Raw genomic sequence first — 17,490 nt, 5'->3', positions numbered from 1 at the left:
CCGTGTCAGGTCCAGAGCGTGGCGATGAAGATGTTGGCTACCGTCAGCCCGCCCACCGCGCCGAACAGCGGCTTCGGGGCCGTCTCGTCGTCGCGCTTCACGTACACCACGGCCAGGATCACGACCAGCACCGCGAGCTTGATGCCGACCTTGATGTTGTTCACCGTCTGGTCGTCGGCCTGGTTGAGGCCCACCAGGGCCACTCCCGTGACGAGCATCGTCAGCGCGCCGTGCAGCATCGCCTTGTTGAAACGGGCCGTCCCCGTGCTCATCGACTTCATCTGGGTGAGAAAGCCGCCGAGCAGCGAGGCTATGCCGATGATGTGGAGCGCGACGAAGACATTGATGAGTACGTCCATGCCCGGAGCCTATCGAGGGCCATATCAGCACCAAGCGGCGAGGTGGGGCTCTGTTCCGATATCGGTCGGGTCCGGACGGAAAGGCGCTCCGAGGTCGCGATCACGCCGGTCACAACACGGCCCGGTTCTGCCACCTCTCGCCAATACCGGCCATGCCGAGGCCGGACTGTGACCTTGCGCCTTAGCGTCCTTCTCCTGGCGACCGGCCATGACCCACCGTGACCGACTAGGGAAGAGGATCCACCCCCGTGGCAGCGCACCGAAAGCCCAGACAGCGCACACTCACCGGCCAGGCCGGCCGTACCGCCGCCACCCTCGCGCTCGCCGGGGCCGCGACCGCCACCGCCTTCGACGGCCCCGCGCACGCCGAGCCGCAGCTCACCCCGGCGCAGGTCAAGGCGAAGGTCGACGCGTTGTACGAGCAGGCCGAGAGCGCCACCGAGCGGTACAACGGGACGAAGGTGAAGGCGGACAAGACCCGTACCGCGCTCACGCGGCTGCGGGACGAGGCCACGCGCAGGACGGAACGGCTCAACAGCTCGCGCAACGCGCTCGGTTCGATCGCCTCCGCGCAGTACCGCGCCGGCGGCCTCGACCCCGCCGTACAGCTCGCGCTCAGCTCCTCGCCCGAGGAGTACCTGGAAGGGGCCTCGCTCGCCGAACGGGCCGGTTCCCGCCAGGCCGCCAGGATCACCGCCATCCGCAAGGAACTCGCCCGCATCGCCGAACTGCGCGTCCGGGCCGACGGCCGGCTCACGGAGCTGAAGGCCTCCCAGTCCGAACTGGCCCGGCACAAGTCCGCCGTCCAGGAGAAGATCGGCTCCGCCCAGCGGCTGCTGGACCGGCTCACCGCGCCACAGCGCGCCCAGTACGACCGGCAGCAGGACGGCGGGGCCCAGGGCGCCGCGTCGATGGCTCGGGGCGCGGTGCGCGCGCCGAACGCCCGTGCCGCCGCGGCCGTCGCGTACGCCTACGGGGCGCTCGGCAAGCCGTACGTGTGGGGCGCGACCGGGCCCGGTGCCTTCGACTGCTCCGGGCTCTCCCAGGCCGCCTGGCGCTCCGCGGGCGTCGCCCTCCCCCGTACCACCTACACGCAGATCAACACGGGACAGCGGGTCTCACGCGGCGATCTCGCCCCCGGCGACCTGGTGTTCTTCTTCTCCGGCATCAGCCATGTCGGGATCTATGTCGGCGGCGGGCAGATGATCCACGCCCCCCGGCCGGGCTCGGCGGTCCGGCTGGCGCCGATCGACCAGATGCCGTTCGCCGGCGCCAGCCGGCCGGTGTAGGAGCGCCGGCCGCCGTACGTACGAGCGCCGACCGGCCCATGCAGGCCAGGCGCGCAACTCCGGCATCGCCGAACGGCCCACACCGGAGTGCCGGTTGCACCTCCCCGGGTGACGATGAGCGCAGCATCCCGTCTGCCCTGAAGGGGGAGCCGTGAGACGAGCCATCGCCGTCAGAGGAACGGTTCTCAGCGTCGGCGCCCTTCTCGTTCTGGCGCCTGTCGGCCTTACGCCCCGTGGGTGCGGCGATCTCTCCGGCGGCCGGCTCTGTATCGAGGGCCCGGTGGGCGGCGCGGGACCGTTCACCGTGCGCTACGCCCAGTACAAGGGCCACCCCGATGTCGCCGTACGCCTCGGCTACCAGCGCAAGGACGACCGGATCACCGCGTTCCCCGGCTGGCTCGGCACCCAGCAGACCTGGCACGGCCGCGCCGAGCTGACCAGCAGGCTCGACACCGCGCCTGGCGAGTGCATCCGCGGCGTGATGGAGCACCGGGACCGGACGTACGTCACCGAGTGGCACTGCTCGTAGACCGGACGGCGACGCGTCTCGGACCAGCGCCGCGAACCAACGCCTCGGACCAGCGCCTCGGACCAGCGCCTCAGACCAGCCTGCGCGCCGTCGCCCAGCGCGTCAGTTCGTGCCGGTTGGAGAGCTGGAGCTTCCTCAGCACCGCCGAGACATGGGATTCCACGGTCTTCACCGAGATGAAGAGCTGCTTGGCGATCTCCTTGTACGCGTACCCGCGCGCGATGAGCCGCAGCACCTCGCGCTCGCGCTGGGTCAGCCGGTCCAGATCCTCGTCCACCGGCGGCGCGTCCGTCGAGGCGAAGGCGTCCAGGACGAAGCCGGCCAGCCGGGGCGAGAAGACCGCGTCGCCCTCCTGCACCCGGAAGATCGAGTCGACCAGGTCCGAGCCGGTGATCGTCTTGGTGACATAGCCGCGGGCGCCGCCCCTGATCACGCCGATCACATCCTCGGCCGCGTCCGAGACCGACAGCGCCAGGAAGCGCACCGGATGCTCGCCCGCCCCCATCAGCGGCGCGCAGCGGCGCAGCACCTCCACACCGCCGCCGCCCGGGAGGTGGACATCGAGGAGCACGACCTCGGGCCGGGTCGCCGTGATGACGGTGACCGCCTGGTCGACATCGGCGGCCTCCCCGACGACCTCGACGCCCGTCTCCTCCGTACGGCCGATCTCGGCCTGCACTCCGGTACGGAACATCCGGTGGTCGTCGACGAGCACGACCCGTACGCGCCGGCCGTCCCCCGCCGGGCCGCCGCTCTCCGCACCGGTGGCCCCGGCCTGTGCGCCCTCGCTCATGGTCTCTGCCCCTCGCCCTTGTCGTTCGTCGCTGCTGCCGCGGACCGCTGATCCGGACCGCTCGGATCAGCCCCGGCCACCGCCACGGTCACCCGTCCCGACCTCAGTCTGCCCGTTCCATCTCCAGCTCGACCTCCGTGCCGTTGCCCGGCACCGAACGCAGCCGCGCCGTACCGCCGTTGCGCTGCATCCGGCCGATGATCGATTCCCGTACGCCCATCCGGTCGTCCGGCACCGCGTCCAGGTCGAAGCCGGGGCCTCGGTCCCGTACGGAGAGGAAGACCGTACGGCCCTCCACCTCCGCGAAGACCTGGACGGCGCCGCCCTCGCCACCGTACTTGGCGGCGTTGACCATCGCCTCGCGCGCGGCCTGCATCTGCGCGGCCAGCTTCTCGTCGAGCGGGCAGTCGCCCACGACCACGACCTCGATCGGGACCCCGTGGTAGTCCTCCACCTCCGCCGCCGTGCGCTTCACCGCCTCGGCGAGGGTGGTGGGTTCGTCCTCCTCGTCCTTTCCCGTGCCCTCGGGTTTGTAGAGCCAGGCGCGCAGCTCCCGCTCCTGGGCGCGGGCGAGCCGGCGGACCTCGCCGCCGTCGTCGGCGTTGCGCTGGATGAGCGTGAGGGTGTGCAGCACGGAGTCATGGACGTGCGCGGCGACCTCAGCCCGTTCCTGCGCGCGTATACGCATCAGCCGCTCCTCGGAGAGGTCCTGCGTCATCCGTACGAGCCAGGGCCCGGCGAGCAGGGCGACCCCGGCCACGACCGCGATCGCCCCGGTCAGTACGTTGCCGAGCTGGGCCGCCGCGCCGCGCACCACCATGAAGACGGCCAGCCCGAGGCCGACCAGCGCGACGCCCGCGAGGCCGCGGGCGAGCTGGAAGATCCGGCGGCGTCTGCCGACCTCGGTCCAGCGGGCGCGGCGGGCGTTGTCCGCCTGTCGCCAGACCAGGACGACACCCGCGCCGATCAGCAGGGTGGGCCAGATGTAGCGGTCGGCCTGGCTGCGGCCCAGATTGACGTTGCCGACGAAGACGGACGCGCCGATCAGCAGCGCGATGAGCGCGAAGATCTGGCCCCGGTCGGGTTTGCGGAGGCGGCGCCGGCCGTCCGGGCTGGTCTCGAAGAGGGAGCGCGGTTCGGCCGTCGTACCGCCGACACCGAGCGGGACGACGATCCAGAAGACGGCGTAGAGCAGCGCGCCGAGGCCCTGGGCGAAGAAGAGGCCGAGGAAGACCAGCCGCACCCAGACGACCGGCAGCCCGAGATGCCCGGCCAGCCCGCGCGCGACACCGCCCAGCATCCGGCCGTCCGCGCTGCGGTAGAGCTTGCGCGGGGCCTGTTCCTCGGGCAGAGGGGCGCGGGAGGGTGAGGTCGCGGCGCGTGGCGGGGCGGCTGGCATGTCATCGATGGTCACATGGCGCGGTGTGCGGGGACATCAGGGTCGGGCCCCTGAGGCGACCCTGATACCTCGGGGGATGCCTGGAGATGCCTGGGGATACATGGGGACGCCTCGCGATGCCCCGGGGATACCCGGTGCGGTACCTAGGGGCGTGTCCTGGGCCAATATCAGGGACAGACCGGGGTCGGGGCCGCTGGAGCCCGCGCCCGCGCGCCGTCACCATGGACGTATGACCCAGCCGCCCCCCGCGCCGCCCGCCGCGCCGCCCCCGGCATCGGCCCCCGGCCCCGCGTCGTCCCGTCCCCTCTCCCCGGACCTGCGGCGCAGCTCCCGGCAGAAAGTGGTCGCCGGGGTGTGCGGCGGCCTGGGACGGTACTGCGACATCGATCCGGTGATCTTCCGGATCGTGATCGGGGTGCTCACCGTCACCGGCGGCATCGGGCTGATCTTCTACGGCTTCGCCTGGCTGCTGATCCCGCTGGAGGGCGAGGACGAGAACGAGCTCCGCAGGCTGCTGTCGGGCCGGGTGGACGGCTCGTCGCTGATCGCCGTGCTGCTCGCGCTGGTCGGCTGCGGGCTGCTCCTGTCCATGCTGGGCGACGACAACACGCTCTCCTTCGCCGTGATGCTGTCGGTCGCGGTCGTGGGCTCGGCCGTCTGGTCGCAGCGCCGCCGCGTCACCGCGCCCGACGGCGCCTCTCCCGCCTCCACGACGGCGCACGCCGCGGCGGAGGCGCCCCCCGAGACCAAGGCGCCACCGACGCCCGGCGGCACCCCGTCGTGGTGGCGTGACCCGATCGTCAAGGACGGCACCACGGGCCGCCCGTCCGAGGCGGCCTATCTGTGGGGCCCGCGGGAAGCCGCCGAGGAGCGTCAGGAGCGGCGCGGCGGCGCGACCCCGCTGCTGATACGGACGCCACGCCCCCGGGGCCCGCGCGGGATCGGCGGCACCGTATTCCTGTTCGCCCTGCTGGCGGGCGGGCTCGGTACCGGCCTGACGTGGGACAGCCATCCGTTCGGCACGAGCCTGGAGATCGGTCTGGCCGCCGCGCTCGCGGTCTTCGGTCTCGGGCTGGTCGTCAGCAGCTTCCTGGGCCGTACCGGCCTGGGCACGATCCTCCTGGCGGTGGTCACGGCCGGGCTGCTCGGGGCGAGCGCGGCGGTGCCGAAGGACATCACCACGGAGTGGGGCCGCCCGCTCTGGACCCCGGCTTCGGTCGCGTCCGTGGAGCCCCGGTACAAACTGGGCTCCGGCATCGGCACCCTCGATCTGACCGGCCTCGCCGTCCCCGAGGGCCAGACGGTCCGTACGTCCGCCGAGGTGGGCGCCGGGCAGCTCAAGGCCGTCGTACCGGAAGGAGTGACCGTGAAGGTGCATGCCACGGCCGGTCTGGGGGACATCAGGCTCCCCGGGGAGCCGCCGAACGATGTGGACATCTCCCCGGACCAGTCGCGCGAGCGCACGCTGTCGCCGCGCGCCGGGTCCGCTCCGGCGGGCACGCTGGAGCTGCGGCTCGAAGTCGGCCTCGGCCAGGTGGAGGTGACCCGTGCTGCGTCATGAATTCAGGCCGGGCCGGCTGGTCGCGGGCCTGGCGGTGCTGGGCGCGGCCGTCACCTACGCGGGAGACGCGGCCGGCGCCTGGCACACACCGTGGTACATGTCCTTCGTCGTGGTCTGGGACGGTCTCTGTCTGGCGGCCCTGGCGGCCTGGACGCACTACCGCATACGCCGTCGCCGGCCGCCGAGGACGGCATCCAGCGAGAACACCGGCGCACCGGCCAGCACGAGCGGCAGCCAGGCCATGAGATAGGCGAGGTCGTTGCCGTAGTAGTACGGGGTGCTCTGCCAGCTGACCGTCAGCCACAGGCTCAGCGAGATCAGGGCGCCGCCGAACGCGGCGAGCCGGGCGAGCACCCCGAACAGGGTGCCCAGGCCCACGGCGAGTTCGCCGAGGGCGATGGCATAGCCGAACCCCGAGGGGCTCTTGAGCGCCAGGTCCACCAGCGCGGGGACGGCCGAGCTGTCGCGGACGGCCCGCATCATCTCGCCGACGGACCCCGCGCCGGTCGCCGAGAAGAATCCGCTCTGGGTCAGTTTGTCGATCCCCGCGTAGATGAAGGTGACGCCGAGGAAGATCCGCAGCGGCAGGAGCGCGTAGCGCGAGGCGTTCTCGCGCCACCCTGTCCGCTCGTCGGCGAGCCGTCCATAGGTGTCCGTCCGGTAGCCATGTGTCATCGCCGGTCCGCCTCTCCCTGTCCCACGCCGCTGCCGCGGGGGCGGCTGTCCCCGCGTGCCGTGTCCTTGCATACGCGTCAGGACACGTCCGGCACTCAGTGAACCAGCCAACAGCGTGTCGGAATCGGCCAGTCCACGACAGGGCTTGAACCACAGGCGGCCGGATCCGTTCAATACCTGACCGGACCGTTCACCCGACGCGGACCTACGCGTCAACCAATCCGTTAATCCATGACCTCGACGATCACGCGGTTGGTCTCGATTCCGGCCGCCGTCACGACCTGCACCTCGACGGGCCCCGGCTCCACATCCACCGGTACGGGCACGGTGAGCGAGGTGTCCGACGGATTGGCGAAGCCGCCGGGGACCGGCACCAGCGGGACATGGACATGGACCGCGCCGATCCTGACGACCATCCGGGCCAGCCGGTCCGGGGTGCCCGCGCCCGGCGGTACGAACCCGGCCCCGCGGATCTCGATGTCGTCGCCGGTACGGATCGGGGCGTCCAGATCGCCCGCCTCCCTGGCCCGTACCACCGACAGGACGACGGGCCGGCCGCCCTCCGCGTACTTCGCCGCGAAGTAGGTGGCGGCGGAGACCGCGACCAGCAGCGCCAGTGCCCAGGGCAGATCGGGCAGTTGCTCGGGCCGCCGGGCCAGCCGGACCGCCGAGAAGACCACGGCGACGGCGCTCACCAGCGTGTACTGCACATCCGTGAAGCTGCCGCGCCCGGCGTCGTCGCAGAGCAGATCGGCCAGCCGCGGCCGCTCGGCCCGTACCTTCTGGAGCCGCTGGCCCAGCACCCGTACGGACACCACCCGGCGTACGACCACGGCGATGGCGCACACCACGGCCAGTACGGTCACCAGGCCCGCGCCCCGCGCCAGTTCGAGGCCGGCGATCAGCTCGTCGCGCCGGTCGGGCCCGGAGGCGCCCGCCAGCTGGAGCGCGAGGACGAGCACGGAGAAGACGGCGAGCAGGACCCAGGCGGAGGCGACGGTCCGTGAAGTCGACAGCCGGTTGTCCTCGCCGATCAGCGGCGCGAGCAGGCCGCCCCGGCTCCGGTGCAGCCGGGCGGCCGCGGTCAGCAGCCCGGCGACGACGAGGGCGGCGAGCAGCCCGGCCGTACGCGCGAGCGTCCAGCCGGCCCCTATCGCGGTCGCGGACTGCACCAGCGCGAGCAGGGCGACCCCGCCCCACACCACCAGCAGCGTGCGGCGCCACACGGCGTGCAGCCAGGCGTCGCCCGCCTCACGGCTGCGGTCGGCCACCGCGTTGGCGGACTGGGTGAGTTCGTCGGAGACCCACTGGCGGGAGGCCCCCGCCGAGTGCGCCACCGCGGCGGGCAGCCCCTGCCCGGCGGCCAGTTCGTCCCGCTTCACCAGGAACGCGGCCACCGCCCGCCGGTGCCCCTCCCGCGCTCCGTGCGGGCAGTCCCCGCACGTACAGCCCCCGCCGTGCGCGCCCTGCCTCGCCTCTTGCACCGCCACGCCGAACGCCGCCTTCCCCGCCCCGTCCACCGAACTTCCTTGCAACGCAAGGGAATTCTGCCGCACGGAGGGCAACCCGCGCGCCGTAGAGGCGGTCCGGACGGGTGACAACAGCGTTACGGTGTTGACGCTGGAGGCGCGAAGCCCGTCACTCCCGCTCGGAGCCCGTCACTCCCACTCGATGGTGCCTGGCGGCTTGCTCGTCACATCGAGGACCACGCGGTTGACCTCCGCGACCTCGTTGGTGATCCGCGTGGAGATCCGCGCCAGCACGTCGTACGGCATGCGCGTCCAGTCGGCGGTCATCGCGTCCTCGGACGAGACGGGCCTGAGCACGATCGGATGACCGTACGTACGCCCGTCGCCCTGCACCCCCACGGACCGCACATCCGCGAGGAGGACCACCGGGCACTGCCAGATGTCCCGGTCGAGCCCGGCCGCGGTCAGCTCCTCGCGGGCGATCGCGTCGGCCTCGCGCAGCAGGTCGAGCCGCTCGCGCGTGACCTCGCCGACGATCCGGATACCGAGGCCGGGGCCGGGGAAGGGCTGGCGCTGGACGATCTCGTCCGGCAGCCCCAACTCCTGGCCGACCATCCTGACCTCGTCCTTGAACAGCTTGCGCAGCGGCTCGACGAGCTCGAACTCGATGTCGTCGGGGAGCCCGCCGACATTGTGGTGCGACTTGATGTTGGCGGTGCCGGTGCCGCCGCCGGACTCGACCACGTCCGGGTACAGCGTGCCCTGCACGAGGAACGCGACGTCCTCGCCCTCCGCGCCCGCCTCGGCGACGATCTCGGCCTGCGCCTGCTCGAAGACCCGGATGAACTCACGGCCGATGATCTTCCGCTTCTGCTCGGGGTCGGAGACCCCGGCGAGCGCGGTGAGGAAGCGCTCCTCGGCGTCGACGACCCTGAGCTGTACGCCCGTGGCGGCGACGAAGTCCTTCTCGACCTGCTCGGTCTCGCCCTTGCGCATCAGCCCGTGGTCGACATACACACAGGTCAGCTGGGGGCCGATGGCCTTCTGGACGAGGGCGGCGGCCACGGCCGAGTCCACCCCGCCCGACAGCCCGCAGATGGCGCGCTTGGTGCCGACCTGCTCACGGATGAGGGCGACCTGCTCGTCCACCACATTGGCGGTGGTCCAGGTCGGCTCGATACCGGCGCCGCGGTAGAGGAAGTGCTCCAGGACCTGCTGGCCGTAGGTGGAGTGCATGACCTCGGGGTGGTGCTGCACCCCGTACAGCTTCTTCTCGTCGTTCTCGAACGCGGCGACGGGTACGACATCGGTGGAGGCCGTGACGGTGAACCCGGCGGGCGCGGCGGAGCAGGCGTCGCCGTGCGACATCCAGACGGACTGCTCGGCCGGGGTGCCCTCGAAGAGGGTGGAGCCGGTCTTGGAGACCCGCAGCTCCGTACGGCCGTACTCCCGCGCACCCGTGTTGTCGACGGTCCCGCCGAGCGAGGTCGCCATCAGCTGGAAGCCGTAGCACATGCCGAAGACGGGGACGCCGGCCTCGAAGAGCGCGCGGTCGACGCTCGGGGCGTTGTCCGCGTACACGGAGGACGGGCCGCCGGAGAGGATGATCGCCCGGGGGTTCTTCGCCAGCATCTCGGCCACCGGCATCGAGGACGGGACGATCTCGCTGTAGACCCGTGCCTCGCGGACGCGGCGGGCGATGAGCTGGGCGTACTGCGCGCCGAAGTCGACGACGAGTACGACGTCGGGAGCGGCGGCGGGGGGTGCTGCTGGCACGGGGGGCGGCCTTCCGGCGTGATGTATATGAGGTCTGGTTGTCTTCGATTCTAACGGGGGACGGTGACGGCTCGGGGACGACGATTCGTCTCACCATCCGAACCCGCTTTGCCCCGCGCGGGTGCGCCGGGTCCATACTGTCCGTATGCACACGCAGCTGACCTTCGTCTTTACCTATGGCACCGGCCCGTCCGGCTGCCATGGTCGTGCTGCTTGAGCTGACAAGCGACTTCCCAGGCGCCCCGGGCCGACAAGGCCCGGGGCGTCTGTCGCGTTCGGGGCCCTGTGGCCGCCGGGGCCGTTCATCCCCCGAGAAGGAACCCCGACATGCCCGACATGACTGTCACGGAGAACACCGGCGCCCGTACCGAAGAGGCCGCCGCACTCATCGGAGACGCGCGCGAACGCGTCAACACACTCGACGACCGGATCATCGGTCTCGTCCAGGAACGGATGGCGGTCTCGGCCGTCATCCAGGACGCCCGGATCACCTCCGGTGGCCGCCGGGTCAATCTCTCCCGCGAGATGGAGATCCTCGGCCGCTACCGCGAAGCCCTCGGCAAACCGGGGACGGCGCTGGCGATGACCCTGCTGGAGCTGAGCCGGGGCCGGGTCTGAGCCGGGCCGCGTCCGGGGCACCGCCGTATCTGAGTTCGGGTGCCGCTCTCACCCGTACGGCGCGTGACCGGGTCCCGCGAGCCTTCGTTGGACCGTGCGTCCGTGCCCAGCCAGGGGCGGCGAGCATGCAGGAAAAGCAGAGGAAAACCACGCGTGGCTCCGCCGGGGCGTGCGACGTACCGCAGGTGCGTCGTGGGACCTCGCCCCGGCGTTCGTGACCGGTCGGCAGGGGACAGCAGCCCGGTCACCCATGGGCGGTCGGTTCCGGGGACGCCCGGAACCGACCGCCCTTCGTCGTCCTTCCGACGGGTCATGGACCGGTCATATCCGTGTGACACAGGCCACCTAAAGATTCTGTGAAGAACGCGGCAACCATTCCCGCATGTCACGGGTCTTGCTTGCGAAATCAACGGCCTCACCCGTGAACCCCACTCCTGGGAGGGCCCCACGACTTCACACCGCCCCGGCGGTGTGCCGTACTTCGCTGAGGTCTTCATGAAGCTCCGCCGCGCCATGGCCGTCGCCGCCGCGACCGCTGTCATAGCCCCTGCCGCCTTCTTTTCCGCCCCTGCCGCGTTCGCGACCGACGGTGAGAACAGCCCGCCGCCCGCCGCGAGCGAGGCGCCCGAATCCACCGAGCCCGCCGCGCCGGAGACCACCGAGGCGAGCGTGACCCCGCCCGCCACGGGCGAGGCGCCCGAGGAGGGCAAGGCCGGCGAGGAGGGCAAGGCGGGCGAGGAGAAGGCTCCGCAGTCCTCCGAGGAGGCCCCCGCGCCCGGAACGGAACTGTCCGAGCCGGAGGGTACGAAGCCCTCCGAGCCCGCGCCCGCGTCGTCCGGCTCGACGACGAAGCCCACGACCGAGCCGAGCGACGGCCCGGTCGAATGCGTCGACACCGAAGAGGGCATCTACGACGACCAGCTCCAGACCAGCCTTTCCGGGCTGCCGGAGCGCATCGTCGCGGGCAGCGGCTTCCACTCCTTCAAGCTCAACGTCACGAACAAGGGCAAGAACGACTACGAGCGCGTCGACCTCGGTGTCTTCGCGTTCCAGATCGACGAGAAGGCCTGGGACCCGAGCACCGGCCATCTCACCCTCCAGTACAAGGACCCCGAGTCCGGCGTCTGGACCCCCATCTCCCTGGACGACAACGACGCGGGCGCCGGCTACCTCGGCTACACGGGCGTCAAGGCGAAGGAGTCGTTCTCCGTCGACCTGCGGCTGAGCGTGGCCAAGTCCGCCCCGGCCGGGCTCGGTTACGCCGTCAGCATCGGTGTCTACGCCAACGACGAGGGCAACTGCGTCTACTCGGACGACGAGTCGTTCTACGAGTTCGACATCGTCGCCGCCGGTACGGACCCGGGCGACCCGAACGAGGCCAAGCCGCAGGAGGGTGGCAAGAAGCCCCTCCCCGCCAAGCCGGCCGGCAACACGGAGATCAAGCCGCAGGGGCACCTCGCCGAGACCGGATCCTCCTCGGTCGTTCCCGTCATCGGCATGGCCGGGGGCATCGCCATCGTCGCGGGCGCCGGTGTGATGTTCGCGATGAAGCGCCGCAGGAGCGACGCCGCCGCGTAACGCGCGACACGACGCACAGAGGCTCAGGGAGGCGCTGCACTCGGAGGGGGGTGCAGCGCCTCGCTGTCTCCGCGCCCGCCGTCACGCCCGCTTCGGCGGGACCTTCGGCATCGCCACGAACGGCAGCCTCAGCGCCCCGAACGCCTCCTCCGGCACCGCCGGGGACACCGGCGCCACCGGGTCCTGTCGGACGTACGCGGCGCCCTGCTCGGGACGGGGGTCGGGCTCGCCCTTGTTCGGCCAGAACGACATCGCGCGTTCGGCCTGGGCCGTGATCGTCAGGGACGGGTTCACCCCCAGGTTCGCCGAGACCGCCGAGCCGTCGACCACCGAGATGCCGGGGTGCCCGTACAGCCGGTGGTACGGGTCGATCACACCCTCCTCCGCCGAGGCCCCGATGACGCAGCCGCCCAGGAAGTGCGCGGTCAGCGGCGTACCCATCAGCTCGCCCACATTGCTGCCCGCGAAGCCGTTGATCTCCTCCGCGATCAGCGTCGCGGCCCGGATCGCCTCCGGTATCTGCTTCGGGTTGGGGGCGCCGTGCCCCTGGCGCGCGGTGAGCAGTCCCTTTCCCACGCCGCCCGGTTTCCGGTAGGTCGTCAGGGAGTTGTCCAGCGACTGCATGACGAGGCCGATGATGGTCCGCTCCGACCAGCGGCGGTTGGAGAGCGAACGGAGCACCAGCAGGGGGTGTCTGGCCGCGTTCCCGAGCCAGCTCCGCACCCGCCGCTCGCTCCGCGGCACCTGGAAGATCGACAGCGCGCCAATCGCGTTGGAGCCCTTGCCGTAGCGCACCGGCTCGATATGGGTGGTGTCGTTCGGATGGATCGAGGACGTGATGGCGACGCCCCGGGTGAAGTCCGCCCTCGCCGCGCCGTGCCGCGCGCGGTAGCGCCGGTCGTCGGTCTGCGCGCCCACCAGGGCCTCGGAGTTGCTACGGGTCAGCTCGCCGAGCCGCGCCGAGAGGCGCGGCAGCAGTCCGCGGTCCCGCATGGTGTGCAGCAGGGTCTGCGTGCCGTACGTACCGGCGGCGATCACGACCCGGCGGGCTCGCAGGACGCGCGCCCGGCCCTTCTGGCGGCCCTTCCCGCGCACCTGGGTCGGTACCGTCGTGACGCGGAAGCCGCCCTCCCTGTCCTCCGTCACCGCGACCACCGAGGTCATCGGACGGACGACCGCCCCGGCGCGCTCGGCCAGATACAGATAGTTCTCGTTGAGGGTGTTCTTGGCGCCGTGCCGGCAGCCCGTCATGCACTCGCCACACTCCCGGCAGGCGTTGCGGGAGGGTCCCGCCCCGCCGAAGTACGGGTCGTCCACGGCCGCCCCGGGCCGGGTCTTCGCCGTACCGTCCGCGTCCTGGCCGTCCCCGAAGAAGACCCCGACCGGCGCGAGACGGAAGCTCTCGCCGACGCCCATCGCCTCGGCAGCCGCCTTCAGATGGACGTCCGAGGGGGTCATGGTCGGATTGAGCCGTACGCCGAGCATGCGCCGCGCCTGGTCGTAGTAGGGCTTCAGCTCCTGCTGCCAGTCGGTGATGGACGCCCACTGCGGGTCGTCGAAGAACGCGGCGGGCGGTACGTACAGCGTGTTGGCGTAGTTGAGGGAGCCGCCGCCGACCCCGGCGCCCGCCAGCACCATCACATTGCCGAGGAGATGGACGCGCTGGATGCCGTACAGCCCGAGGGCGGGGGCCCACAGATAGTTCTTGAGGTCCCAGGAGTTCTTGGGGAGGGTGGCGCGGGTGAAGCGGCGGCCCGCCTCCAGGACGCCGACGCGGTACCCCTTCTCGGTCAGCCGCAGCGCGGAGACCGAGCCGCCGAAGCCGGAGCCGACGACGATCACGTCGTAGTCGTCCGCATGGCTGTCCTGTGCCACTGGCTCTCCTCGTCGAGAACTACCGTGTGCTGAACTGGCGCGTCACCAACTACCGCAGCCGCAGCGCCTTCATGATCCGCAGACTGTGGCTCATGAGGGCCGCGTGCCTCTCGTCGTCCATCCCGAAGGACGGCGCCATGGGCAGGATCCGCTGCTGCGCGACCGTCTGGGCCTCGGTGAACTTGAGGATCCCCTCGGCGCCGTGCCGCCGGCCGAGACCGGAGTCCTTCATGCCGCCCATCGGCGACCGCACGCTGCCGTACGCCGGCGCGTAACCCTCGTTGATGTTGACCGTGCCGGTACGCAGCCGGGCCGCGATCGCGTGGCCGCGCCGGGAGTCCTTCGTCCACACGCTCGCGTTGAGGCCGTACGGCGTGGCGTTGGCGAGGCCGATCACCTCGTCCTCGTCGCTGAACCGGTAGACGGAGACGACCGGCCCGAAGGTCTCCTCCGCGCACACCGCCATCGGCGCGTCGACCCCGTCCAGGATGGTCGGCTCGTAGAAGAGCGGCCCGATGTCGGGACGCGCGACCCCGCCCGCGAGGACCGTGGCGCCCTTGGCGACGGCCTCCTCGACATGGCGGGTGACCGTCTCCAGCTGGCGTTCGCCCACCAGGGAGCCCATGTCGGCGCCGTACGCGAGGGAGTTGCCGAGCCGCATGGCCTTCGTACGGGCGGCGAACCGCTCCAGGAACGCGTCCGCGACCGAGTCGTGGACGTACAGCCGCTCGATGGAGATACAGAGCTGTCCGGCGGAGGAGAAGCAGGCGCGCACCGCGCCCGGCGCCGCCTTCTCCACATCGGCGTCCGCGAGGACCAGCATGGCGTTCTTGCCGCCGAGTTCGAGCGAGACGCCGACGAGCCGGTCCGCGGCTCCCCTGGCGACCTCGCGGCCGGTACGGGTCGAGCCGGTGAAGGAGACGTAATCGGCGTGCCTGACGACCTCCGGGCCGATGACCGGGCCCTCGCCGAGGACGACGAGGAAGACCTCGGGCGGCAGTCCGGCCTCGATCAGCAGATCGCGGGCCCACAGCGCGGTGAGGGCGGTCTCGGTGTCGGGCTTCATCACGACGGCGTTGCCCGCCACGAACGCGGGCAGCGCGTCGCCCGCGGACAGCTCCAACGGGTAGTTCCAGGGCGCGATCTGGCCGATGACCCCGCGCGGCTGACGCAGCTCGGTGACCTTCGTCAGGGTCGGTACGACGCCGGTGTGCCGCTTCGGCCGCAGATACGACCCCGCCGCCCGCCCGTAGTGCCGGGCTTCGACGGCCAGCCCCTGGACCTCTTCGTGCGCGTGCAGCCTGGCCTTGCCGGTCTCCAGCTGGATCAGGTCGAGCACCTCGGCCTGGCGTTCCAGCAGGAGATCGTGGAAGCGGAGCAGCACCGCGGCCCGCTGCCGGACGGGCAGCGCCGCCCACAGGGGCTGGGCCGCGCGGGCGCGCTCGAAGGCCGCCGCCACGTCCTCGGGCGTGGACTCGGGCAGCTCCGCCAGCCGCTCCCCGGTGAAGGGCGCGTGGTTGGCGGTACGGCCGGAGCCGACGACGCCGCGGCTGAGCCGGACGACCACCTCGGGGGTGACCACATCGGCCGCGGTGCGCACACCGGCCGGGGCGGCGGCCACCGGGTTGGTGCCGAGGGTCCCGGGGGCGCCGTGGTCGGTGGTGGGGGTGGCGGCGGGGGCCTGCGAGTCCGTCATGATGGCGAGCGTATGCCGCGATCCCGGCTTTGGATACCCGTCGGTAACAGCTTTTCACCGGGCGCTCATATCGCGCCAGCGATCACTGGCACATAACCCCTGATCAGCGGTTCACGGCGGCCCGGGGCGGCTTGGCGAGCGCGGTATCCCGTCGTTACGACTGCCCGGGGCCGCTATGACTGCCCGAGGTCCAGCTGGTCGGCGACCGTCGCGTACAGCTCCTCACCGTCCTTCACCGCCGCACCCTCGGCGGGCATGGCCACCCGCAGCCGCAGATAGGAGTCGTCCTTGCCGGGGATGACGAGTTCGTGCCAGCGGTGGCGGACGGGGAAGTCGTCCGAATCGCTGTAGTCGGTGTAGTCGACGACCATCTCGAAGCCCGGCTTGCCCTGGTGCTCGACATCCTTGCTGGTGACCTTGGCGTCCTTGATCTCCGTACCGTTCACACCACCGCGCTCGTAGTGCGCCTTCCAGACGTCCGCCTTCGGCTCCAGGAGATCGTTGTCCGGCAGCTTCTGGTTCCGCTCGAAGAAGATGAGGAAGACCCCGCTGGGGTCGTTGTAGGTGACGCCGGTGTCATCGGTCCGCTGCTCGCGCCGGTAGTCGTTGGGGACCCCGACCTTCGCGCGGAGGATCTCGTTCTCCGGACGGATCCCCCAGCCCTCGGGGAGCCCGCCGCCGCCGAACGGGTTGACGAAGATCAGTACGAGGGCGACGGCCACGGCCAGCACGCCCGCGCCCAGGCCGTACCGCGCCGGGCGGCTCCGCTGGAGGACCGGGGGAACCCATCCGCCGAGGCCCGTGGAAGCGTGCTCGGGGCCGGGTCCGAGTCCGGGTCCGGAGTACGGCCGGGTGGCGGCCGGCGGACGCGCCACCGACTCCAGGACCGCCCGGATCTCCGCCGCGTCCGGCCGCGCCGCCGGGTCCTTGCGCAGCAGCCGCATCACGAGCGTGCCGAACGCCCCCGAGCCGCGCGCGGGCATCTGCGGCTCCGCGGACAGCACGGCCTGGAGCGTGGCGGGGACGTGGGAGCGGCGGTACGGCGACACGCCCTCGACCGCCGCGTACAGCACCACGCCCAGCGACCACAGGTCCGACTCCGGCCCCGGCTGCCGGCCGAGCACCCGCTCGGGCGCGATGAACTCGGGCGAGCCGACGAACGCGCCGGTCTCCGTCAGCCCCTGCTCGCCCTCGACCTGGGCGATCCCGAAGTCGCTGAGGACGACCCGGTCGCCGCGCCCGAGGAGCACATTGTCCGGCTTGACGTCACGGTGCAGTACGCCCTTCTCATGGGCGGCCGTGAGCGCGTCCAGTACGGCGAGACCGATACGCGCCGCCTCGCGCGGGTCGAGCGTGCCCTCCTGGAGCCGGTCGGCGAGCGACTGACCGCGCACCAGCTCCATCACGATCCATGGCTTGGCGTCCTCGATCACCACATCGTGCATGGTGACGACGGCCGGGTGCTCGATCTTGGCGGCGGCGCGGGCCTCTCGCTGCATCCGCAGATACACGCGGTCCCGGTCGCGCTCGCCCACATTGTCCGGGACCCGCGGCTCCTTGATCGCCACTTCGCGGTCCACGACCTCGTCGTGCGCCAGCCAGACCGTGCCCATCCCGCCGTGTCCGAGCCGGGAGACCAGCCGGTAGCGGCCGCCGAGCACGCGCCTGGCGGCCGGATCGGCGGTGGAAGCCCCCGCGGGGGCCTGCGCGGGGGCCTGCGCGGGGGCGGGAGCCTGCGGTGCGTACCCGGCCTGCGTGGGCGGATATCCGGTGCCCCCCGGCCCGGCGTTCTGTGGCGGCACCTGCGGCGCGCCCGGCGGCCTGAGTTCGTAACTGGTGGGCTCGTTCACCCGTCCCCCGTCGTTGTTCATGT

General features: G+C 71.7%; 14 protein-coding genes. 5 read left to right on the top strand and 9 right to left on the bottom strand.

The features are described 5' to 3' along the window. Positions 1 to 5 precede the first annotated feature (5 nt). Positions 6 to 359 carry a hypothetical protein gene (locus tag IF11_RS0112000; protein WP_030351510.1) on the bottom strand — a complete coding sequence of 118 codons (354 nt, stop codon included), beginning with the start codon at positions 357 to 359 and terminating at the stop codon, positions 6 to 8. Positions 360 to 607: 248 nt separating this feature from the next. Here IF11_RS0112000 and IF11_RS0111995 point away from each other — a divergent pair, with 248 nt between their 5' ends. Together IF11_RS0111995 and IF11_RS0111990 are read left to right on the top strand one after the other, a co-directional pair. After that, on the top strand, positions 608 to 1,648 hold the full coding sequence (locus IF11_RS0111995; RefSeq protein WP_030351509.1) for a C40 family peptidase: 1,041 nt from the start codon (positions 608 to 610) through the stop codon (positions 1,646 to 1,648). Positions 1,649 to 1,799: 151 nt separating this feature from the next. Beyond that, positions 1,800 to 2,177, top strand: coding sequence for a hypothetical protein (locus IF11_RS0111990; protein WP_133243257.1), 378 nt, complete (start codon positions 1,800 to 1,802; stop codon positions 2,175 to 2,177). A 70-nt stretch (positions 2,178 to 2,247) separates the two neighbouring features. Here IF11_RS0111990 and IF11_RS0111985 read toward each other — a convergent pair whose 3' ends face one another. Then, positions 2,248 to 2,970, bottom strand: a complete 723-nt coding sequence (locus tag IF11_RS0111985) for a LuxR C-terminal-related transcriptional regulator (protein ID WP_030351507.1) — start codon at positions 2,968 to 2,970, stop codon at positions 2,248 to 2,250. A 103-nt stretch (positions 2,971 to 3,073) separates the two neighbouring features. Continuing rightward, complete coding sequence (locus tag IF11_RS0111980) at positions 3,074 to 4,369, bottom strand: ATP-binding protein (RefSeq protein ID WP_030351506.1); 1,296 nt, start codon at positions 4,367 to 4,369, stop codon at positions 3,074 to 3,076. 229 nt (positions 4,370 to 4,598) lie between these two features. Here IF11_RS0111980 and IF11_RS0111975 point away from each other — a divergent pair, with 229 nt between their 5' ends. Next, positions 4,599 to 5,930: a PspC domain-containing protein gene (locus tag IF11_RS0111975; RefSeq protein ID WP_030351505.1), complete on the top strand. Its 1,332-nt coding sequence runs from the start codon at positions 4,599 to 4,601 to the stop codon at positions 5,928 to 5,930. Between the two features lie 156 nt (positions 5,931 to 6,086). On the opposite strand, the gene IF11_RS0111970 is transcribed toward IF11_RS0111975, so the two are convergent. The 3 genes from IF11_RS0111970 to guaA form a co-directional block, all read right to left on the bottom strand. Then, positions 6,087 to 6,605, bottom strand: a complete 519-nt coding sequence (locus tag IF11_RS0111970) for a DoxX family protein (protein WP_030351504.1) — start codon at positions 6,603 to 6,605, stop codon at positions 6,087 to 6,089. Between the two features lie 224 nt (positions 6,606 to 6,829). After that, positions 6,830 to 8,095, bottom strand: a complete 1,266-nt coding sequence (locus IF11_RS0111965) for a hypothetical protein (RefSeq protein ID WP_030351503.1) — start codon at positions 8,093 to 8,095, stop codon at positions 6,830 to 6,832. 168 nt (positions 8,096 to 8,263) lie between these two features. Next, on the bottom strand, positions 8,264 to 9,850 hold the full coding sequence (gene guaA, locus IF11_RS0111960; protein ID WP_030351502.1) for a glutamine-hydrolyzing GMP synthase: 1,587 nt from the start codon (positions 9,848 to 9,850) through the stop codon (positions 8,264 to 8,266). Positions 9,851 to 10,177: 327 nt separating this feature from the next. On the opposite strand from guaA, the gene IF11_RS0111955 reads away from it, so the two are divergent. Further along, positions 10,178 to 10,468, top strand: coding sequence for a chorismate mutase (locus IF11_RS0111955; RefSeq protein WP_030351501.1), 291 nt, complete (start codon positions 10,178 to 10,180; stop codon positions 10,466 to 10,468). A 495-nt stretch (positions 10,469 to 10,963) separates the two neighbouring features. Next, positions 10,964 to 12,046, top strand: coding sequence for a hypothetical protein (locus IF11_RS41995; RefSeq protein WP_030351500.1), 1,083 nt, complete (start codon positions 10,964 to 10,966; stop codon positions 12,044 to 12,046). Between the two features lie 81 nt (positions 12,047 to 12,127). Here IF11_RS41995 and IF11_RS0111945 read toward each other — a convergent pair whose 3' ends face one another. The 3 genes from IF11_RS0111945 to IF11_RS0111935 form a co-directional block, all read right to left on the bottom strand. Further along, positions 12,128 to 13,921 carry a GMC family oxidoreductase gene (locus IF11_RS0111945; protein ID WP_051745813.1) on the bottom strand — a complete coding sequence of 598 codons (1,794 nt, stop codon included), beginning with the start codon at positions 13,919 to 13,921 and terminating at the stop codon, positions 12,128 to 12,130. 49 nt (positions 13,922 to 13,970) lie between these two features. Next, on the bottom strand, positions 13,971 to 15,617 hold the full coding sequence (locus tag IF11_RS0111940) for a succinic semialdehyde dehydrogenase (protein ID WP_030351498.1): 1,647 nt from the start codon (positions 15,615 to 15,617) through the stop codon (positions 13,971 to 13,973). Positions 15,618 to 15,790: 173 nt separating this feature from the next. After that, entirely contained in the window at positions 15,791 to 17,488 is a 1,698-nt protein-coding gene (locus tag IF11_RS0111935) for a serine/threonine-protein kinase (protein WP_030351497.1), read from the bottom strand. Positions 17,489 to 17,490 lie beyond the last annotated feature (2 nt).

Source organism: Streptomyces scopuliridis RB72 (assembly GCF_000718095.1).
GTDB lineage: Bacteria > Actinomycetota > Actinomycetes > Streptomycetales > Streptomycetaceae > Streptomyces > Streptomyces scopuliridis.
This window is presented reverse-complemented; position numbering and strand designations above follow the sequence as displayed.